We start from the raw sequence: 19,415 nt of genomic DNA on the forward strand, positions 1-19,415 counted from the left end.
GCAAGCGGGCGCGTTTGCCGCTGCGGCGTCGACCCGATAGGCAGATAGCGATGACGGCAGCGGCACCAGGCAAAGGCAGAGCAGCGACGATCGCACGGGCGGTGGTCGCCGCGACGATCGCAGGCGCCATCCTCGGCCTGGCGGGACCGTTCGGCAGCTATCTCAATGGCAGTGCGGAATATCGCATCGCCTATTGGGTGGTGTCGATGTGGTTCGGGGTCGTCGTCTATGGCGCGGCGGTGGTGAGCATCCTGCCGCTGGCCCGTCGAAGCGAAATCCCGCCACGGATAGTCGGCGTCTTCCTCGTCATTATTGCGTCGATCCCGCAGGCGATCGTGACGCGGATGCTGGCCCTGTGGTTCTGGCCTGAATTGGCGCATATCCCGATCGGGCTGCTCGTCTGGTATCTGCAGGTCTTGCTCGTCGCCGAACTGCTGGTGCTCGGTTACGCCAGATGGACGGGCCTGCTGCAACTCCCCTCTTCACCGGCGGCACTCACCGCAGACGCGGCATCCGACGACGACGCGTCGATCTGGGCGCAGCTCTCGCCGCGGCTTGGCCGCGAGATCCTGTGCCTCGCGATGGAGGATCATTATGTCCGCGTCCACACACCGCTCGGTGCCGAGTTGTTGCTCATGCCGATGGCGCGCGCCATCGCTGGACTGACCGGAATCGAAGGCATGCGCGTCCACCGCTCCTGGTGGGTGGCGCGGGCCGCGGTGACGGGAATCGACGGGCCGGCACGATCGATGCGGTTGCGCCTCGTCAATGGCCTGACGGTGCCTGTCGCGCGGCGCGCGGTCGCCGACCTGCGCGCGGGTGGATGGCTCACCGACGCGCAGTAAAACTCACCCGTCGCCGACGCGCTCGATATCCGCGCCAACCGCGCTGAGCTTCTCTTCGAGCCGCTCATAACCGCGATCGAGATGATAGACGCGCTGGACCTGCGTCTCGCCCTCGGCGGCGAGACCGGCGAGAATCAGGCTCATCGAGGCGCGCAGGTCGGTCGCCATCACTGGCGCGCCGACCAGCCGGTCGACGCCGCGCACCACGGCGGTGCGGCCCTGGACGAGGATATCGGCACCCATCCGCGCCAGTTCGGGCACGTGCATGTAGCGATTCTCGAAGATCGTCTCGGTCAGCACGCTCGCGCCGTCGGCCTTGCACAGCATCGCCATGAACTGCGCCTGCATGTCGGTGGCGAAGCCGGGATAGGGCGCGGTCGACAGCGTCAGCGGGCCGAGCTTGCCATTGGCCTCGACCAGCAGGTTGCCGCTCTTCTCGGTCACCGACACGCCGGCCTGGATCAGCGCCGCGACGGTCGCCTGCATGTCGTGCGCAGTCACGCCGACCAGTTCGAGCGAACCCCCGGTGATCGCCGCCGCGCAGGCATAGCTGCCGGCCTCGATCCGGTCGGGCATCACGCGATAGGTCGCGCCGTGCAGCCGGTCGCGGCCCTCGATCTCCAGTGTCTCGGTGCCGATGCCGCTGATGCTCGCGCCCATCGCGACGAGCAGATTGCACAGATCGACGATCTCGGGTTCGCGCGCGGCATTCTCGATGATCGAGCCGCCCTTCGCGGTGACCGCCGCCATCACGACATTCTCGGTCGCGCCGACCGAGACGATCGGGAAGGTGTATTTGCCGCCTGACAGCCGTCCGCCGGGTGCAGTCGCCTTGACGTAGCCGGCGGCCATTTCCAGCTTCGCGCCGATCGCCTCCAGCGCCTTGAGGTGGAGATCGATCGGGCGGTTGCCGATCGCGCAGCCGCCGGGCAGCGACACCGTCGCCTCGCCGGCGCGGCCGATCAGCGGGCCGAGCACGAGGATCGAGGCGCGCATCTTGCGCACGATGTCGTAGGGCGCCTCGGTCGCGGTGAGCTTGCCGGCGCGGATCGTCATCACCCGGCCGAAATCCTCCGGCCGCGCGCCCTCGATCTGGGTCGACGCGCCGAGCTGGTTGAGCAGATGGCCGAAGCTGTCGACATCGGCGAGTCGCGGCAGGTTGCGCAGCGTCACCGGTTCTTCGGTCAGCAGCGCGCAGGGCATGAGAGTCAGCGCGGAATTCTTGGCGCCGGAAATGGGCAATTTGCCCGACAGGCGGTTGCCGCCACGAATGAGAATACGATCCATGGACGGTATCTACCGCCCCGCCCGGACCGCGCAAGGGCGCGTACGTCACGCCGCCGAATGCGCGGCTCCTCTCAGGCCTTTTCCAGCGTGCATTGCAGCGGGTGCTGGTTCTCGCGCGCGAAGTCGATCACCTGGCTGACCTTGGTCTCGGCGACCTCGTAGCTGAACACGCCGCACACGCCGACGCCCTTCTGGTGGACGTGGAGCATCACCCGCGTCGCCTCTTCCATGTTCATGCGGAAGAAGCGCTGCAGCACCAGCACGACGAACTCCATCGGCGTGTAATCATCGTTGAGGATCAGCACGCGATAGGGGGTCGGCTGCTTGGTGCGCGTACGGGTGCGCGTGGCGAGGCCCAGGCCGGTGCCGGGCGGCTCATTGTCGCCCCCGCCCTGGTTGTCGTCGCCGAGGCGTTCGGCGCGCGCGCTGGATGTTGGTCGCTTGATCATGTGAGTGCGAAAATATGGCACGTCGCGGCCCAAGGGCAAGAGGGAGAGAGCGCCAGATCGTGCGATAAACAAAAAAGGGCGACGCCGAACCGGCGCCGCCCTCCTTTCTGGTCGTCGTAGCGCGATGGCGTTACGCGGCGATCTTGACCTTCTCGACGGCAACCGCAACGCGGTTCGAGATCGGCTGGGCGACCTCGCCGGCGAGCTTGAGCATCGCTTCGGTGGTCTTCGAGGTCTCGGCGACGATCGAGTCGAACGACGAGCGCATATAGTCGCTGTGCAGCTTGAAGAAGTCGGTCGGCGACTTGACGCTCGACAGGCTCTTCAGCGTGGCGGTCGCGCCCTCGAACGACTTGCGGGCATAGTCCGCAGCGCTCTGGCCGAGCGTTTCCATGCCCTTGGCGGCAATCTTGCCCGACTCGACCAGGGCTTCGACATTGCCCTTGTTAAAGTCGTTCATGTCCTCGAACATCTTGGCGCCCTTTTCCATCGCGGCCTTGGCGCGATCATTGGCTTCGGCGACATAGGCCTGGGTCTTTTCGGCGGCGGTCTTCAGGGTGGATTCCATGGTGGTCACTTCCTTTTTGAGGGCGGCGAGCACGGGGGCCGCCACAGGGGTTGCTTCAATCGTCTTGGTCACGGTCTTCACTGCGGTATCGGCGGCTTCTTTGATGGCCGCCACGGTGGCGGTCACGGCCTGCTCGACCTTGGCCGCGGCGGGCGCGGCGGTGTCGGGGAAGGTCGCCGGCGCAGCGACGAGCGTCTCCGCGACAGGCTTCGCCACGACGGGCTTGGCGACCGGCTTGGCCGGTGCCGATGCAACAACGGGCTTCGCCGCGGGCTTGGCGGGCGTTTTCGCCGTCACAGTCTTCGGGTCCTTGCTGGCCATGACGGCCTCCTGTCGTTCTATGCTGCACCGCAATATAATCGCGTTGGCGACGACTCGCAAGTCTTTTGTTGCAGTGCAACATAAGTGTCACTGCAACCGATAATAGACAACTATATCAAATATTTATGGCAGCATCGCCGCGCGACACCGCCCGCGATCCGGCGGTCGACGGCGCGTCGCTGGCAAATGCGCGGCGATTCCGCTATGGACCGCACCATGCTCGACACCGTAGCGCCGCCCATGCCCCTTCCCGGGCATTTCGATCCCGTGCCCGTACCGCGGAGTTTCGTGCCACGCGCCGATGGCCGCATCGACCTGCTCGGCCTGTCCAAGCTCGACCTGCGCATGGCGCTGGAGACGTCGCAGCTCGAGGCGAAACAGGCCAAGCTGCGCGCCAAGCAATTGTGGCACTGGATCTACAATCGCGGCGTCACCGACTTCTCGTTGATGACCGACATCTCGAAGACCATGCAGCCCTGGCTCGAGCAGCGCTTCGTGATCAGCCGACCGCAGGTGGTCGAGACGCAGGTGTCGACCGACGGCACGCGCAAATGGCTGCTGCGTTCGGACGACGCGCAGGATTACGAGATGGTGTTCATCCCCGACGCCGATCGCGGCACCTTGTGCGTGTCGAGCCAGGTCGGCTGCACGCTCAACTGCCGTTTCTGCCACACCGGCACGATGCGGCTGGTGCGCAACCTGACCGTCGCCGAGATTGTCGGTCAGGTGATGCTCGCCCGCGACTCGCTCGGCGAATGGCCAAGCCAGCCCGAAGGCCGCATGCTCACCAACATCGTGATGATGGGCATGGGCGAGCCGCTGTACAATTTCGACAATGTCCGCGACGCGTTGAAGCTGGTGATGGACGGCGACGGCCTCGCGCTGTCGAAGCGCCGCATCACGCTGTCGACCTCGGGCGTGGTGCCGATGATGGCGCGCGCCGGGGCCGAGATCGGCGTCAACCTCGCGGTCTCGCTTCACGCCGTGACCAAGGAAGTGCGCGACGAGATCGTCCCGATCAACCGCAAATACGGCATCGAGGAATTGCTTCAGGCCTGCGCCGATTATCCCGGCGCCAACAATGCCCGACGCATCACCTTCGAGTACGTCATGCTCAAGGACAAGAACGACAGCGACGCCGAGGCGCATGAGCTGGTCCGGCTGCTCAAGCATTATGATCTGCCAGCCAAGGTCAATCTGATCCCGTTCAACCCCTGGCCCGGGGCGCCCTACGACACCTCGACGCCCGAGCGCGTGCGGCGTTTCTCCGACATCATCTTCGAGGCCGGCATCTCGGCACCGGTGCGCACACCGCGCGGGCGCGACATCGATGCCGCCTGCGGCCAGCTCAAGACCGCGTCGGAAAAGAAGAGCCGCGCCGAGCTCGATCGCCAGGCCGAAGAGAAGCTCGCCGCGCTGGGGTGAGTGCGCAATAGCTCCTGCATGCCGACGGAAAGGGCGGCGCGGGTAGGGTGGGGGCGCAACGTGAGCGCTGCTTTACCGAACTCCCGCCCGCCGTTGCTACTCCACGAAATCCAGATTTTCTTAACCATAGCTTAGGCGTTTGCCGCCATTGCTTGGCCCCGCACAGCAAGCGGGGACGGACACGAGCATGCGCGATGACGAAGCGGTCGATGTGGCGATCATCGGCGCGGGGCCGGCCGGGCTGACGGCGGCCTATCAGCTGACCAAGCAGGGCTACAAGGTCACCGTGATCGAGAAGGACCCCGTCTATGTCGGCGGGATCAGCCGCACGGTCGAATATGACGGCTTCCGCTTCGATATCGGCGGGCACCGCTTCTTCTCCAAGTCGCGCGAGGTCGTCGACCTGTGGAACGAGATCCTGCCCGACGATTTCATCGAGCGCCCGCGGATGAGCCGCATCTATTATGAGGGCAAATTCTACAGCTACCCGCTGCGCGCCTTCGAGGCGCTGATGAACCTCGGCATCTGGCGTTCGACCTTGTGCATGGCGAGCTATGCGCGCTGGAAGCTCTTTCCGCACAAGGAGGTGAAGAGCTTCGAGCAATGGGTCGTCAACCAGTTCGGCCACAAGCTCTATTCGATCTTCTTCAAGACCTATACCGAGAAGGTGTGGGGCATGCCGTGCGACGAGATGTCGGCCGACTGGGCGGCACAGCGCATCAAGGGGCTGAGCCTCGGCGGCGCGGTGATCGACGGGCTCAAGCGCTCGCTCGGCCTGCACCGCGCCAAGAATGACGGCATGGCGGTCAAGTCGCTGCTCGAGACCTTCCGCTATCCGCGCCAGGGACCGGGCATGATGTGGGATGCCGCGCGCGATGCCGTCGTCGCCGGCGGCAACAAGGTGCTGATGGGCACCGAACTCCACCAGATCGCGCAGGACCAGGCGAGCGGCCGCTGGCGCATGACGGCGCGGCGCGGCGACGAATTGCTCGCGATCAGCGCGGCGCATGTCATTTCCTCTGCGCCGATGCGCGAGCTGGCCGGGCGGATCCATCCGCTGCCGCAGACGCTGCCGAGCGCGCTGCGCCTCGGTTATCGCGACTTCCTGACCGTCGCGCTGATGATCCGCGCCGACGACCTGTTCCCCGACAACTGGATCTACATCCACGATCCGCGCGTCCAGGTCGGCCGCGTGCAGAATTTCCGCAGCTGGTCGCCCGAGATGGTGCCCGATGCGAGCCTCGCCTGTGTCGGCCTCGAATATTTCTGCTTCGAGGGTGACGGCCTGTGGTCTTCCTCCGATGACGACCTGATCGCGCTGGCGACGCAGGAGCTGGCGACGCTCGGTCTCGCCGATCCCAAGACGGTGGTCGGTGGCCGCGTCGTGCGGCAGGAAAAGGCCTATCCGGTCTATGACGACGAATATCGCGACAATGTCGAGGCGATGCGCGCCGAGCTCGAGGCAAGTTATCCGACGCTGCATCTGGTCGGGCGCAACGGCATGCACCGCTACAACAACCAGGACCATGCGATGATGACCGCGATGCTGACGGTGCGCAACATCGTCGCCGGCGCGCGCGTCTACGACATCTGGGCAGTCAACGAGGACGCCGAATATCATGAGGCCGGCGACGAGGGCCAGCAGGCAGCACTCGCATCGGAGCGGCTGGTACCGCGCAAGCTGAAGGCGGCGTGAAGCAGCCGGCGCTCTGGCCGGCCATCGCGATCGGCTGGGCGATCGCAGCGCTCGTTTTGTGCGCCGCGATGTCGCGCGACATTGCCGGGCTGTGGTTCCCCGATCCCGACGATGCGATGCGGCTCAACCAGGTGCGCGACCTGCTCGCCGGGCAGAGCTGGTGGGACGTCGGCCAGCACCGCTTCAACAATGGCGATTTCGCCATGCACTGGTCGCGGCTCGTCGACCTGCCGCTCGCGCTGGTGATCGGCCCGCTGCAGCCGCTGTTCGGCACCGCCATCGCGACACGCGTCGCGATGGTCGTCGTGCCGTTGCTCACCTTGCTTTCGGTGATGGCGCTCGCCGCGATCATCACGCGCCGGCTGCTCGATACCGATCGCGCGCGCACCGCCGTGATGCTCGCGCCGCTGTCGGTGCCGCTGATCTATCAGTTGCGGCCGATGCGCATCGATCACCATGGCTGGCAGGTGACCTTCGCGCTCGCTGCCGTCCTTGCGCTTCTCGACAAGCCGACACGGCGCAGCGGCGCCCTGCTCGGGCTGTCGCTGGCGGTGCTGGTGACGATCTCGATGGAGGGCATGCCGATCGCCGCCGCGATCATGGGCATGGCCGCGCTGGCCTGGGCGATCGAGCCGGCCCGGCGCGACCAGATGCTCGCCGCGATCTGGGGATGGTGCGCGGGCGCGGTGCTGCTTCATGTCGCAACGCGGGGGCCCGGCATGTTCGCCCCGGCCTGCGATGCGATGTCGCCCGCCTGGATCATCGCGCTCGGCGCAGCGGCGCTGGGTATGACGCTGGCCGCGCTGCTTGCCGGCCGTACATCGCCCGCGCTACGGATCGGTGCGCTCGCCGCCGCGGCGGGCGGCGTCGGCGCGACGCTGGTGCTGATCGCGCCCGATTGCCTGCACGGACCATTCGCGCGGCTTGACCCGCTGGTGCGGACCTTCTGGTACGAAAAGGTTTCCGAAGGCATGCCGGTGTGGGAACAGGTCCCGGTCTGGGCGATCGCCACGATCGGCTTTCCGATCTTCGGGCTGGTCGGCACGGTGCTGGCGACGCGCGAGGCACAGGGTGAAGCGCGCGGCCGCTGGCTGATGCTGCTCGGCGTGGCGCTGGCCGGATTTCTGCTCTCGGTGATGGTGATGCGCGCCGGGGCGACCGCCAATGCGCTGGCGATCCCCGGCGGTGCCTGGCTGCTCCATGCGTTGCTGGTGCGCGCGCGGCGGATCGGCCCGATCCTGCCGCGCACGGCAGCGACGGCGGGGGCGTTCGCGCTCGCCGCGCCGGGGCTGATGGCGACGATCCTGCTCGGCTTGCCCGTCGGCACGCCGGCGGCAAAGGCGGGGCCGCAGGTGGCGACGGTCGCGCCGTGCCACCAGGGCCATGAGGTCGCGGCGCTCGCCGCGCTGGGATCGGGCCGGGTGTTCGCGCCGCTCGACGTGTCGCCCGAGATTCTTGCCACCACCAATCTCAGCGCGATCGGCGCGGGCTATCACCGCAACGACCGCGCGATCCATCTCGTCATCGCCACCTTCATGGCCGACCCCGCAGCGGCGCGTGCCGCGATCCTGCGCAGCCACGCGACCTGGGTCGCGGCCTGCCCGGGGGTCAACGAGACCGACATGTACAAGGCAATCAGCCCCAACGGCCTGTGGGCGCAGCTCGAGCGCGGCACGCGTTTCGACTGGCTTCAGCCCGTGCCGATCGCCGGGTCGCCGGTGCTGACATGGCGCGTGATCGACCCGCCGCATGCCCGATAACCACGCTTTCGCGACGGGCCGCAGCGAAGCACGCTTGTTCGATTGCGCATCCGCGCGGTAAGGCGGTCGGATGCAGGGGGACGACAACAGGCTGCACTGGTGGCAGACACGCTGGTTCGTGCTGTTGTGCACGGCGCTTGCGGTGGTGCCGCTGCTGTGGCCGACCATCCCGCCGCTGGTCGATCTGCCCGGACATATGGGCCGCTACCGCGTGCAGCTCGCGCTGGCCGATAATGCCTGGCTGGCCAATTGGTATGATTTCCGCTGGTCGCTGATCGGCAATCTCGGCATCGATCTGCTGGTCATTCCGCTCGCCAAGGTCTTCGGGCTCGAGCTGGCGGTGAAGCTGATCGTCATGTCGATCCCGCCGCTGATCGTCTCGGGCCTGTTGTGGATCTCGCGCGAGGTGCATGGCCGCATCCCGGCGACCGCGCTGTTCGCGCTGCCGCTGGCCTATTGCTATCCGTTCCATTTCGGCTTCGTGAACTTCGCGCTGTCGATGGGCCTCGCGCTCAACCTGTTCGCACTGTGGCTGCGGCTGGCCCGGACGGGTCACCTGAAGCTGCGTGCCGGTATCTTCCTGCCGATCTCGTGCCTGTTGTGGCTGTGTCACACCTTCGGCTGGGGCGTGCTCGGCGTGCTGGCCTTTTCCGCCGAGATGGTCCGCCAGCATGATGCCGGGCATCGCTGGTTCAACGCCTGGGTGCGCGCCGGGCTGGGCTGCGTGCCGCTCGCCATCCCGATGCTGCTGATGATCCTGTGGCGCAGCGGCGACCATGTCACCGGCCAGACCGCCGACTGGTTCGACTGGCAGGCCAAGATCATGTGGGTAACGATGGTGCTGCGCGACCGCTGGGCGCTGCTCGACATCGCCTCGACGGCGGTGCTGTTCCTGATCCTGTTCAAGGGTTTTCGCGATCCGGCGATCGAATATTCGCGCAATCTCGGCCTGTCGGCGCTGTTCCTGCTGACCGTCTTCATCCTGTTGCCGCGCATCGTGTTCGGCTCGGCCTATGCCGATATGCGGCTCGCGCCGTTCATGGTGGCGATCGCGGTGATCGCGCTGCGCCCGCGCAAGGGCCTGTCGATCCGCCACGCCGCGACGCTCGCCGCGCTCGGCATGGCGTTCTTTCTCGTCCGCATCGTCAGCACCACGGCCAGCTTCGTGATGTACAGCGACAGCTATGACCGCGCCTTCGCGGTGATCGACCATGTCCCGCAGGGCGCGCGGATGGTGACGTTCGTCGGGCGCAACTGCCGCGACGACTGGGCTTATTCGCGGCTCGAGCACATTCCGGGTATCGCGCTCGAACGCAAGATGATCTTCGCGAACGATCAGTGGTCGATGGCCGGCGCGCAGACGCTGACCACCCATTATCCGATCGCCAAGCGCTTCGCGCACGACCCGTCGCAGATCGTCACCGATCGCTGGTGTCATGGCGAATGGTGGTGGACGATCCAGGCCTCGCTCGCCCGCCTGCCGCGCGACGCGTTCGACTATGTGTGGATGATCAACCCGCCGGTCTATGATGCCAAGTTCAACGCCGGGCTGGTCGAGGCGTATCGCGACGGGCCGATGGTGCTGTACCGTGTCGACCACAGTAGGCCGGGCCCCAATGTGCCCGATTCGGAGATCCTGCCGCCGCGCCGGATGCGGCCCGTGCCGCGCCCTACGCCGACGGTTCGCCAGCCTTGAACGGGGTCAGCTCGCCGAGATAGCGCTGGTCGGATTCGACCGCGGCACGTTCGTGCAACAGGAAATCGCCGACGGCGCGGCGGAACGCCGGGTCGGGAATGTAATGCGCCGACCAGGTCGGCACGGGCACATAGCCGCGTGCGAGCTTATGCTCGCCTTGCGCGCCCGCCTCGACCGTCTTCAGGCCGCGCGCGATCGCGGCGTCGATCGCCTGGTAATAGCATAGCTCGAAATGGAGGAACGGCACCTCCTCGGCGCAGCCCCAATAGCGGCCATAGAGCGTGTCGGCGCCGATCAGGTTGAGCGCGCCGGCAATCGGCACGCCGTCGCGCTCGGCGAGGATCAGTAGCACCCGCTCGCCCATCGTTGCGCCGAGCTGCGAGAAGAAGCCGCGCTTCAGATAGGGCGTGCCCCATTTGCGCGCGCCGGTGTCCTGGTAGAAATGCCAGAAGGCGTCCCATTCGGGCTCGCCGATCTCGCCGCCGGTCAGATGGCGGATCGTCAGCCCCTCCACTGCGGTGGCGCGTTCCTTGCGAATCGCCTTGCGCTTGCGGCTGGCCAGCGCGGCGAGGAAATCTTCGAACCCGGCATAGCCTTGATTCTGCCAGTGAAACTGCGTGCCTTCGCGGATCAGCCACCCGGCCGCCTCGAACAGCGGCAGTTGCTCGGGCGACACGAAGGTGGCGTGCGCGGAGGAAAGCTTGTGCTGGTCGGTCACCGCCTCGATCGCGGCGATCAGCGCGGGGGCGAGCGCCGCATCGCGCAGCAACAACCGCGGCCCCGGCACGGGGGTGAAGGGCACCGCAATCTGCAGCTTGGGATAATAGCGCCCGCCGGCCCGCTCCCAGGCATCGGCCCAGCCATGGTCGAAGACATATTCGCCCTGGCTGTGGCTCTTGGCATAGGCCGGCGCGATCGCGGCAGGTCGGCCATCGGCGCCGTCGATGACGATCGGGATCGGCTGCCAGCCGGTGCGCGCGGTGGCACTGCCCGAGCTTTCGAGGATCGACAGAAAGGCGTGGCTCAGGAACGGATTGTCCGCGCCGGCGCAGGCATCCCACTGGTCGGCCGGGATCGCGGCGACACCGTCGGCGATTCGGGCGGTGACGGCGGCCTTGCTCACAAGGCCTAGCTAGGGAGCCAACGCACCGCCGACAACCGCCCCTTTCGATCAACCACGGACCCCTGACATAATTATGCCGGGTCGGGCTGCGCCGGCAGGCGCGTTATTGGCCGAAGGCGCCGGCGCGATAGAGCAGCGTGATCGCGACACGCCGGTTGCGCGGATCGGTCGGCTTGGCGACGATCAGCGGCTCGCGGTCGGCGACACCCTCGATGCGGTAGAAGCGCGCTTCGGGAATGCCGCCTTCGGCCAGCCGGCGGCGCGTCGCCTCGGAGCGGCCCGACGACAGCATCCAGTTGTTCATCGCCAGCGGATCGCCATAGCCTAGCGCGTCGGTATGGCCGCGGATCATGATCGGGTTGTCGGTGCCCTTGATCGACTCCGCGATCAGCCCGATCAGCGTCGATGCCTGCGGATCGAGCTGCGTCGTGCCGAGCCCGAACATCGAATAATCGGCATCGTCGAGCAGATCGATGCGCAGGCCGTCGCGCGTGCGGACATAGCGCACATGCGACAATAGCTTCGAAAGCTTGGGGTTCGACGCCATCGCGTCGGTGACCTTGCGATGCATCTTCTCGAAATTGCGCTGGTCCTCGCCGGTCAGCGTGGCCTTGTCCTTGAGACTGCCCTTCTGCCCGGTGCCGACCTGGTTGCCGCCGGTCGAATCCGCCGGGATGGTCATCGACCGGGTGCCGGTCTGCTGCGCCTTGTGCGGATAATTGTCCTTGTCGGTGATCGACTCGCCACCGAACATGCCGTTCGAGCCGGCGCTGTTCTCCTTCATCTGAACCAGCGTCGGCGCGAAATAGTCGGCCAGCGCCTTGCGCTGCTTCTCGTTGGTCGCACCCAGCAGCCACATCAGCAGGAAGAACGCCATCATCGCGGTGACGAAATCGGCATAGGCGACCTTCCAGGCGCCGCCATGGTGGCCGCCATGCCCTTCGACATAGATCTTCTTGTAGATGATCTTGGGCGGCTGGTTGTTGCCGTGAGGCGCGCGGGCAGCCATGCGTCAGGCCGCCTCGGATAAGCGTGACGGAAGCCAATTTTCTCGCCCCTCCCCTTCAGGGGAGGGGTTGGGGGTGGGGGCGTGCCGCAAACGCTGCGTATGGGGATAGCCCCCACCCCAACCCCTCCCCTGAAGGGGAGGGGCTAAACAGACACGAGTCGAAACAATAGACATCAACGCCCCCGGAGGCCGTCGAAGACCTCGGAGAAGTTGGGCTGGTTGTTGTGCGCGATGCCCGAACGTGCCGCCTCGATGACGAGCGGCTGCGGGTGGCCGTGCAGCGAGGCGATGATGATCTGCTTGACGACATGGTAGATCGCGGCGTCGGCGTCGATCACCTGCTTGAGGCGCGAGGCGAGCGGCGCGACCATGCCGTACGCCAGCAGCACGCCCATGAAGGTGCCGACCAGCGCCGAGCCGATCATCGCGCCGAGGATCGCCGGCGGCTTGTCGATCGAGCCCATCGTCTTGACGACGCCGAGCACGGCCGCGACGATGCCCAAAGCGGGCAGCGCGTCGGCCAGGCTGGTCATCGTGCCGTGCGGGCCCTCGACCTCGTGGTGATGGGTCTTGATCATGTTGTCCATGACCTCTTCCACCGCGTGCACGTCGAGCGTGCCCGAGGACACCACGACGAGGCGCAGCGTGTCGGCGATCAGGTTGATCAGCGTGTGGTCGGCGAGCAGCCGGGGATATTCGGCGAACAGCGCGGAGGACTTCGGGTCCTCGACATGCGGCTCGAGCGCGATCGGACCCTCGGTACGCAGCATCTTCATCAGCTTCGACACCAGGAAGATGACGTCGAGATAGTCCTGCTTGGCGTATTTCGGGCCCTTGAAGATCTTGCCGAAGCTGCCGCCCAGCGCCTTCAGCTCCTTCATCGAATTGCCGATGATCAGCGCGCCGGCGGCAGCGCCGCCGATGATCAGCATCTCATGCGGGATCGCCTCGGCGACCGGACCGATCGCTCCACCGGTGATGACGAAGCCGCCGAACACCATGACGAGGAGGACAACGAGGCCGATGACCGGAAACATGCTGGCTAGAAACCCCCTTGGTGCGGCCGCCCCTTAGGGGAAACGACCTACATCATCTTCGGTTAACCTGATTTCCTCGCCAATCGGTTAACCGAACCCGGCGCGGTTGCGACTATTTGAGATAATTGAACAGCGAGAGCGAACTGAGCTTGGTGAAGCTCGCCTGGGTCGCCTGCAACACGGTCATCGTCTTCTGCAGATCGGTGATTGCGGCGGTGACGTCGGTGTCCTCGAGCGCGCTGCGGTCGGTCTCGCGCGCCGTCGCGGCATCCTTGACGCTGGTCTGCTGGAGATCGACCCGCGTCGCGCGCGCGCCGAGCGACGCGCGCATCGTGCCGACCTGCGTCAGCGCCGCCTGTACGCCGTCGCCGGCGCTCGACACGGCCGAGAGATTGTTCGAGTCGAGTGCGCCGATCATGGTGTTGAGCGCGGCGAACACATCGGTGGTGCTGCCGTCCGCCAGCGTCACGCCGCCGAACACGCGCGCCGCGCTTTCGGTCGGCTGGACGGTCACGCCGTCGCCGATCGGGATGCTGGCCGGCGTGCCGGTGCCGGTGAAGGTCACCGAACCGTCCGCCGCCTGTGTCACCGCGCTGTCGCCGGTGGCTGCGGCGAACAGCGGCTGGCCGCGCGCATCCTTGGTGTTGGCGAGCGTGACGAGCTGGTCGCGAATGCCGCGCAATTCGGTCGCGATCGCGGTGCGATCGGTGTCGTTGAGCGTCCCGCTATTGGCCTGCACGGCCAGTTCGGCCGCGCGCTGGAGCTGGGTTTCGGCAGTGCCGAGCGAGGTGTCCGTCTGTTGCAGCAGCGACGACGCCAGTGAGATGTTGCTGGTATAGCTGGCATCGTCGGCATTGGCCTGCTTGATCGCGGTAAGCCGCTGATAGGCGACGACGTCGTCCGACGGCTTTGAGATCTTCTTGGTCGTCGCGATCTGCGTGTTGAGCGTGTCGGCCTGCTTCGACAGCTGCTGCATCAGCGTCGTCGTGCTGTCGTAGAAGTGGCTGGTACTGACCTGCATCATGCTCACCGGATATCGAGGATGGACTGGAGCGTTTCGCGTGCCACCTGGATGACGCGACTTGACGCCGAATAGGCCTGCTGGAAGCGCATCAGATCGACCGCCTCGCTGTCGAGATTGACCCCCGACACCGAATCGCGCGCGCTGACCGCACCGTCGCGAATCGCCGACTGTGCGTCGGCGACCTGCTGCCGCGCGGCGAGCGTTGCGGCATTGTCGGAAATCAGCGCGGTGGTGCTCGCCTCGAATCCGCCGCTGCTGCGCAGCGTGGCGAAATTGGCAAGGTTGCTGTTATCGCGCGGGCCGCCACCGACCGCCGCCGCGGCAATGCCGCGTGGATCGCTCAACGCCAGGGTGAGGTCGCTCGGCGTCGCGCCGGCAGCGAACATCGCCGCGCCCGGATTGCCGTCGAGATCGCGCCCCTGCGCCTGCACCGCATTGACGCCGCTGGCGAAATCGGTCGCCGTGGCATTGGTCTGGTCGCGCGCGCCAGCGATCCGCGCAGCCGCATCGGCAATCCCGGCGAGCGCCCCGCCGGTCGGCGAGAAGCCGGCGACATTGCCCGCGCGGTGGACCGCGAACGACACCGCCCCGCTGTCGCTGCGCACATAGGTGACGTTGCCGGCCTCGGTGCCGCCGACCAGCACCGGGCCGGTGGCGCCGCCGAGCCGTACCGTCGAACGCCCGACATCATCGTTGGAGACGTTGACGTCGGTGATCGCGCTCATCTGTTCGAGCAGCTGGTCGCGCTGGTCGAGCAGGTTGGCGCGCGCGCTGCTGCCCTCGGCGCTGCGGCTCAGCCCGTCATTGACCTTGGCCAGCGCGGTGCCCAGCGCGTCGAGCGTGGCGGTGGCGTTGTCGGCGGTGCCGTCCAGCGTCGCCGCGACATTGTCGAGCGCCTTGCCGGTGGCCGTGAAGGCATTCGCCACCGAGGTGGCGGCTTCGAGCATCGCGCTGCGCGGCGTCGTCGCGCTCGGGTCGGCGGCGACGGCATTGGCCGAGGTGAAGAAGGCGGTCAGCCGGTCGCCGAGCTGGTTGCCGGTCAGCGCGCTCTGGATGCGGCCGAGCCAGTCGATGCCGGTCTCGCTGCGCGCCAGATCGGCGCTGGCGCTACGCACGTCGGCCGCGCGGAACTGGTCGGCGGCGCGGGTGATGCCGGTGGCGATGATGCCGTTGCCGGCGGCGATGTCGCGGTTGTTGGCAAAGCTGCTCGGCGCGGCGAGCTCGCGCACGTCGGTGCTGCGCCGGGTGTAGCCCGGCGTGCTGGTATTGGCGATGTTCTCCGACACCGTGGTCAGCGCGGTCTGATACGCGCGAACGCCACTGGCGCCGATGCTCATCATGTCGCTCATGGCGTGGCGCTACCGCTTTCGCTGGCGGGCTGCAGCGACGCCTGTGACTTGGCGAGGAAGTCGGTCATCGCCTTGCCGATGCCGAGCGGGGCGTGTTCCGCCATGCTCTGCGACAGCTTCTGGTCCTGCATCTCGCGAAAGGTGTCGAGCGCCTTGGAGCCGAACAGATCGTCCTCGGCGAGCTTGGCCTGGCGCATCGACTTGAGCATCATGCCGTTGAACACCGCCTCGAACTGCTTGCCGGCCTTGTCGAGGTTGGCGCGCGAGGTCAGCCGGCTGGTATCGAGACCGATACCGCTGGTCGGTGCCGCGATGGCGGGAAGGTTGGGAAGATCGCTCACAGTACGATCAACTCGGCCTTGAGCGCGCCAGCTTCCTTGAGCGCCTCGAGAATGGCGACGAGGTCGGCCGGCGAGGCGCCGATCGCGTTGACCGCCTTGACGATGTCGGCGAGCCTGGGGCCGGGCGACAGCAGGAACATCGGGCGATGCTCCTCATCGACCCCGACGCCCGATTTCTGTTCGGTCGCGGTCTGGCCCTGGCTGAACGGCGCCGGCTGGCTGATATGCTGGGTCTCGTCGATCCGTACGGTCAGCTTGCCATGGGTCACCGCGGCGGGGCTGACGCGCACCGCCGCGTTGATCACGACGGTGCCCGTGCGGGCATTGACGATGACGCGCGCCGGCGGCTCGGCCGCGACGACGTCGAGATTCTCGATCTCGCTCATCAGCGTGGCGCGGACATCGGCACCCTGCGGCGCGCGCACCGATACCGACACGCCATCGACCGCGTCGGCGGTGCCGGCACCGAGCCGGGTGTTGATCGCCGCCGCGACATTCTGCGCGGTGGTGAAATCGGCATGCGCGAGGTTGAAGGTCAGCACCGGCGTCGTTTCGAAACCGGTGGCGACCGCGCGCTCGACCGTCGCGCCCTCGGGGATGCGGCCGGCCGAGGGAATGTTGACGACGATCTGCGAGCCGTCCTTGCCCTCGGCGCCGAGCCCGCCGACCGCGAGATTGCCCTGCGCCATGGCGTAGATCTGGCCGTCGGCGCCCATCAGCGGCGTCATGATCAGCGCGCCGCCGCGCAAGGACTTGGCTTTGCCCATCGAGGCGACGGTGATGTCGAGCTTCTGGCCCGGCTTGGCAAAGGCCGGCAGGTCGGCGGTGATCATCACCACCGCGGCGTTCTTCAGCCCCGGATTGACGCTCGACGGCAGCTGCAGGCCGAAGCGCGAGGCGACCGCCTTCATCGACTGGATGGTATATTCGAGATTGTCGTCGCCCGTGCCGGGCAGGCCGACGACGATGCCATAGCCGGTCAGCTGGTTCGAGCGGATGCCCTGAAAGCCGCCGAGATCCTTGATGCGATCGGCGTTCGCTGGCGTGGCGACGAGGAAGATCGTCGCCACGGCAAGAAGAGCCGCACCAGCCCGCTCCCCCACCCGGCCGCCCACACGGTATCCTCGATGGGAGGCCGGGTGGGGGAACGGGCTGGTGCGGCGGCCCAGCGCAGCGCAACAAAAAGCGGCGAGGAAACGCGACATCGCGGACACTTTCATCAGAAGGGACTCACGACGGAGAAGAAGCGACCGAGCCAGCCCTGGCGGCTGGCGCGGGCGACGTCGCCCTTGCCGGTATAGGCAATCTGCGCATCGGCGACGCGGGTCGAGGCGACGCGATTGTCGGCATCGATATCGGCGACGCGGATCAGGCCGCGGATCTGGACGAACTCGTCGCCGCGGTTGAGCGTGACGCGCTTCTGCCCCTGGACGAGCATCGTGCCGTTGGGAAAGACCTGCGCGACGGTCACGCTGACTTCGCCGGTCAGCGAATTGGCCTGGTCGGTCGCGCCGGTGCCCTTGAAGTTGCGCGTCGTGCTCGCCGAGGCGTCGGTCTGCTTGAACAGCGACGCGATACCGGTGGTCGGCGGCGTGATGCTGAGGCCACCGCCCGAATCGAGATTGGAGCTGGCCGACTTCGACGCGGCGGTCCTTTCGACCAGCACGATGGTCAGCGGATCGCCGACGCGGCGCGCGCGCGAGCCTTCGTAGAGCGCGGCATAGCCGGCCTCGGCCTGGAAGATCGAACCATTGGCGATCGCCGGCGGCGCGACCGGCGCCGGCTGTGCGGCCGAAAAATCGACCGGCGGCGCCTTCTTGCCGAACAGGCGCGCCTCGGCGGCGCGCGGCGCGGTGGCGCCAGCAAGCAAGGCGAGGGCGGTCAGGCCGATGAGGTAGTTGTGGTTCACGCGCACCTCAGAGGTTCTGGTTGACATATTTGAGCATGTCGTCGGTCGCCGAGATCATCTTCGAGTTGACCTCATAGGCGCGCTGGCATTCGATCATGTCGACCAGCTCCTCGACGACGTTGACGTTGGACGATTCGAGCATCCCCTGGCGGATGTTGCCGCGCCCGTCCTGCCCGGCAATGCCGAGGCTGGCCGCGCCCGACGAGGCGGTCTCGACGAGATAATTGTCGCCGGTCGACTGCAACCCCGCTGTGTTGGGGAAATTCGCGACCTGGATCTGGCCGATCTGCGTCGGGGCATTCTGTCCGGCGACCTGCGCCGAGACGGTGCCGTCGGTGCCGATCGTGATGCTCGTCGCGCCCTCAGGCACGGTGATGCCGGGCTGGACCTGATAGCCCTCCGACGTCACCAGCAGGCCTTCGGGCGAGCGCGAGAAATTGCCCGCCCGCGTATAGCCCAGTTGCCCCCCCGGCAGCTGGACCTGGAAATAGCCGCCGCCGTCGAGCGCGAGGTCGAGCGAATTGCCCGTCGTCTGCATCGATCCCTGCGTGTCGATCCGCGCGGTGCCCTGGATGCGCACGCCGGTGCCGAGGTTGAGCCCGGTGGCGTATTTGCTTTCGGCCGTGCTCGGCGCGCCCGGTGCGGTGATCGTCTGATAGGCCAGCGTTTCGAACGCCGCGCGATCGCGCTTGTAGCCCGTCGTGTTGACGTTCGCGAGGTTGTTCGAAATCACGCGCATGCGCATGTCCTGGGCGTCGAGCCCGGTCCGCGCGATATGCATGGCTGCGCTGGTCATCGCTTTTCTTCCTTATGCCTGTTGCACGCGCATCAGCGATGCGGCGCTTTCGTCCATGGTCTTGGCTTCCTTCATCAGGTTCGCCTGGACCTCGTACGAGCGCTGGTTCTCGATCATGTCGACCAGCGCCTGGGTCATGTTGACGTTGGAGCCTTCGAGCGCCCCGCTCTCGACCTTGGCGTCGAGATCCTCGGGCAGCACGCCGCCGCCGCGGACGTGGAGCAGGTTGTCGAGCCCCTTGACCGTGTCCGAACCCTTGACGCTGGCCAGCTTGAGCTTGCCGACGATCTGCGCCTTGCCGTCGCCGCCGATCGGCACGATCGAAATCGAACCGTCGGACGAGACCGCGACGCTTGAGGCGGGCGGCACGGTGATGGGGCCCCCCGACCCCATCACCGGGAAACCGTCACCGGTTTCCAACACGCCCGTCGGCGCGATCTGGAGATCGCCGCGCCGCGTATAGGCTTCGGTCCCGTCGGTCGCCTGCACCGCCATCCACGAATCGCCGGTCACGGCAACGTCGAGCGGGCGGCCGGTTTGCATGATCGCGCCGGGGCGACGATCGGCATCGACCACCTCCTCGGACGCCGGCGTGCGCGTGTCGAGGCCCTGGCCGTTGACCTGCAACCTGGTGAACACCACGCGGTCGGCGCGAAAGCCGATCGTCGAGGCGTTCGCCATGTTGTTGGCGATCGCGGCCTGCGACGCGAGATGCGCCTTGAGGCCTGTCGCCGCGGTATAGACCAGCTTGTCCATTCAGATGCTCCGACGCGCGCCCTG

18 protein-coding genes are annotated in these 19,415 nt (G+C 66.9%); 5 read left to right on the top strand and 13 right to left on the bottom strand.

From position 1 onward, the window contains the following. Window positions 1-50: 50 nt before the first annotated feature. On the top strand, window positions 51-845 hold the full coding sequence (locus U1839_RS09370) for a LytTR family DNA-binding domain-containing protein (RefSeq protein WP_332803383.1): 795 nt from the start codon (window positions 51-53) through the stop codon (window positions 843-845). A gap of 3 nt (window positions 846-848) precedes the next feature. Here the strand turns inward: U1839_RS09370 and murA are convergent, their stop codons facing one another. The 3 genes from murA to U1839_RS09385 form a co-directional block, all read right to left on the bottom strand. After that, on the bottom strand, window positions 849-2,132 hold the full coding sequence (gene murA, locus U1839_RS09375; RefSeq protein ID WP_281128640.1) for a UDP-N-acetylglucosamine 1-carboxyvinyltransferase: 1,284 nt from the start codon (window positions 2,130-2,132) through the stop codon (window positions 849-851). Window positions 2,133-2,203: 71 nt separating this feature from the next. Next, a complete protein-coding gene (gene clpS / locus U1839_RS09380; RefSeq protein WP_281128639.1) occupies window positions 2,204-2,581 on the bottom strand; it encodes an ATP-dependent Clp protease adapter ClpS in 378 nt (125 codons plus the stop codon). A 130-nt stretch (window positions 2,582-2,711) separates the two neighbouring features. Then, window positions 2,712-3,470 carry a phasin family protein gene (locus tag U1839_RS09385; protein WP_332803384.1) on the bottom strand — a complete coding sequence of 253 codons (759 nt, stop codon included), beginning with the start codon at window positions 3,468-3,470 and terminating at the stop codon, window positions 2,712-2,714. Window positions 3,471-3,686: 216 nt separating this feature from the next. On the opposite strand from U1839_RS09385, the gene rlmN reads away from it, so the two are divergent. The 4 genes from rlmN (at window position 3,687) to U1839_RS09405 (ending at window position 10,047) form a co-directional block, all read left to right on the top strand. Then, the gene (rlmN, locus tag U1839_RS09390; protein WP_503653309.1) at window positions 3,687-4,895 is read left to right on the top strand and encodes a dual-specificity RNA methyltransferase RlmN; all 1,209 of its coding nucleotides are present in this window, start codon (window positions 3,687-3,689) and stop codon (window positions 4,893-4,895) included. Window positions 4,896-5,082: 187 nt separating this feature from the next. Further along, window positions 5,083-6,591 carry an NAD(P)/FAD-dependent oxidoreductase gene (locus U1839_RS09395; RefSeq protein WP_332803385.1) on the top strand — a complete coding sequence of 503 codons (1,509 nt, stop codon included), beginning with the start codon at window positions 5,083-5,085 and terminating at the stop codon, window positions 6,589-6,591. After that, window positions 6,588-8,351, top strand: coding sequence for a hypothetical protein (locus U1839_RS09400; protein WP_332803386.1), 1,764 nt, complete (start codon window positions 6,588-6,590; stop codon window positions 8,349-8,351). The genes U1839_RS09395 and U1839_RS09400 overlap by 4 nt, the downstream gene beginning before the upstream one ends. 70 nt (window positions 8,352-8,421) lie before the next feature. Beyond that, window positions 8,422-10,047 (top strand): hypothetical protein, encoded by a 1,626-nt coding sequence (locus U1839_RS09405; RefSeq protein ID WP_332803387.1) that lies wholly within the window; start codon window positions 8,422-8,424, stop codon window positions 10,045-10,047. On the opposite strand, the gene U1839_RS09410 is transcribed toward U1839_RS09405, so the two are convergent. From U1839_RS09410 to flgF, 10 genes are all read right to left on the bottom strand, one after another. Further along, window positions 10,022-11,170, bottom strand: a complete 1,149-nt coding sequence (locus U1839_RS09410; protein WP_332803388.1) for a GNAT family N-acetyltransferase — start codon at window positions 11,168-11,170, stop codon at window positions 10,022-10,024. The genes U1839_RS09405 and U1839_RS09410 overlap by 26 nt on opposite strands. A 103-nt stretch (window positions 11,171-11,273) precedes the next feature. Then, entirely contained in the window at window positions 11,274-12,179 is a 906-nt protein-coding gene (locus tag U1839_RS09415) for a flagellar motor protein MotB (protein WP_332803389.1), read from the bottom strand. A 173-nt stretch (window positions 12,180-12,352) separates the two neighbouring features. After that, a complete protein-coding gene (motA, locus tag U1839_RS09420; RefSeq protein WP_281128632.1) occupies window positions 12,353-13,216 on the bottom strand; it encodes a flagellar motor stator protein MotA in 864 nt (287 codons plus the stop codon). Between the two features lie 112 nt (window positions 13,217-13,328). Next, window positions 13,329-14,240 carry a flagellar hook-associated protein FlgL gene (flgL, locus tag U1839_RS09425; protein ID WP_332803390.1) on the bottom strand — a complete coding sequence of 304 codons (912 nt, stop codon included), beginning with the start codon at window positions 14,238-14,240 and terminating at the stop codon, window positions 13,329-13,331. A gap of 2 nt (window positions 14,241-14,242) precedes the next feature. Then, entirely contained in the window at window positions 14,243-15,589 is a 1,347-nt protein-coding gene (flgK, locus tag U1839_RS09430; RefSeq protein ID WP_332803391.1) for a flagellar hook-associated protein FlgK, read from the bottom strand. Beyond that, a complete protein-coding gene (locus U1839_RS09435; protein ID WP_332803392.1) occupies window positions 15,586-15,930 on the bottom strand; it encodes a rod-binding protein in 345 nt (114 codons plus the stop codon). Before U1839_RS09435 ends, flgK begins: the two co-directional genes overlap by 4 nt. Beyond that, a complete protein-coding gene (locus U1839_RS09440) occupies window positions 15,927-17,000 on the bottom strand; it encodes a flagellar basal body P-ring protein FlgI (protein ID WP_332803393.1) in 1,074 nt (357 codons plus the stop codon). The genes U1839_RS09435 and U1839_RS09440 overlap by 4 nt, the downstream gene beginning before the upstream one ends. 149 nt (window positions 17,001-17,149) lie before the next feature. Continuing rightward, entirely contained in the window at window positions 17,150-17,866 is a 717-nt protein-coding gene (locus U1839_RS09445) for a flagellar basal body L-ring protein FlgH (protein ID WP_332803394.1), read from the bottom strand. After that, window positions 17,847-18,635 (bottom strand): flagellar basal-body rod protein FlgG, encoded by a 789-nt coding sequence (flgG, locus tag U1839_RS09450; RefSeq protein ID WP_332803395.1) that lies wholly within the window; start codon window positions 18,633-18,635, stop codon window positions 17,847-17,849. Before flgG ends, U1839_RS09445 begins: the two co-directional genes overlap by 20 nt. Window positions 18,636-18,647: 12 nt before the next feature. Next, window positions 18,648-19,391, bottom strand: a complete 744-nt coding sequence (flgF, locus tag U1839_RS09455) for a flagellar basal-body rod protein FlgF (protein WP_332803396.1) — start codon at window positions 19,389-19,391, stop codon at window positions 18,648-18,650. Between the last annotated feature and the right edge of the window lie 24 nt (window positions 19,392-19,415).

The sequence above is a fragment of the Parasphingomonas halimpatiens genome, from assembly GCF_036663795.1.
Lineage (GTDB): Bacteria > Pseudomonadota > Alphaproteobacteria > Sphingomonadales > Sphingomonadaceae > Sphingomonas.

What these genes read in the sequence shown, in the direction of transcription:
- U1839_RS09370 (WP_332803383.1), top strand. Translation starts at nt 51, where the DNA reads ATGACGGCAGCGGCACCAGGCAAAGGCAGAGCAGCGACGATCGCACGG.
- murA (WP_281128640.1), bottom strand. Translation starts at nt 2,132, where the DNA reads ATGGATCGTATTCTCATTCGTGGCGGCAACCGCCTGTCGGGCAAATTG.
- clpS (WP_281128639.1), bottom strand. Translation starts at nt 2,581, where the DNA reads ATGATCAAGCGACCAACATCCAGCGCGCGCGCCGAACGCCTCGGCGAC.
- U1839_RS09385 (WP_332803384.1), bottom strand. Translation starts at nt 3,470, where the DNA reads ATGGCCAGCAAGGACCCGAAGACTGTGACGGCGAAAACGCCCGCCAAG.
- rlmN (WP_503653309.1), top strand. Translation starts at nt 3,687, where the DNA reads ATGCTCGACACCGTAGCGCCGCCCATGCCCCTTCCCGGGCATTTCGAT.
- U1839_RS09395 (WP_332803385.1), top strand. Translation starts at nt 5,083, where the DNA reads ATGCGCGATGACGAAGCGGTCGATGTGGCGATCATCGGCGCGGGGCCG.
- U1839_RS09405 (WP_332803387.1), top strand. Translation starts at nt 8,422, where the DNA reads ATGCAGGGGGACGACAACAGGCTGCACTGGTGGCAGACACGCTGGTTC.
- U1839_RS09415 (WP_332803389.1), bottom strand. Translation starts at nt 12,179, where the DNA reads ATGGCTGCCCGCGCGCCTCACGGCAACAACCAGCCGCCCAAGATCATC.
- motA (WP_281128632.1), bottom strand. Translation starts at nt 13,216, where the DNA reads ATGTTTCCGGTCATCGGCCTCGTTGTCCTCCTCGTCATGGTGTTCGGC.
- flgL (WP_332803390.1), bottom strand. Translation starts at nt 14,240, where the DNA reads ATGATGCAGGTCAGTACCAGCCACTTCTACGACAGCACGACGACGCTG.
- flgK (WP_332803391.1), bottom strand. Translation starts at nt 15,589, where the DNA reads ATGAGCGACATGATGAGCATCGGCGCCAGTGGCGTTCGCGCGTATCAG.
- U1839_RS09445 (WP_332803394.1), bottom strand. Translation starts at nt 17,866, where the DNA reads ATGTCAACCAGAACCTCTGAGGTGCGCGTGAACCACAACTACCTCATC.
- flgG (WP_332803395.1), bottom strand. Translation starts at nt 18,635, where the DNA reads ATGACCAGCGCAGCCATGCATATCGCGCGGACCGGGCTCGACGCCCAG.
- flgF (WP_332803396.1), bottom strand. Translation starts at nt 19,391, where the DNA reads ATGGACAAGCTGGTCTATACCGCGGCGACAGGCCTCAAGGCGCATCTC.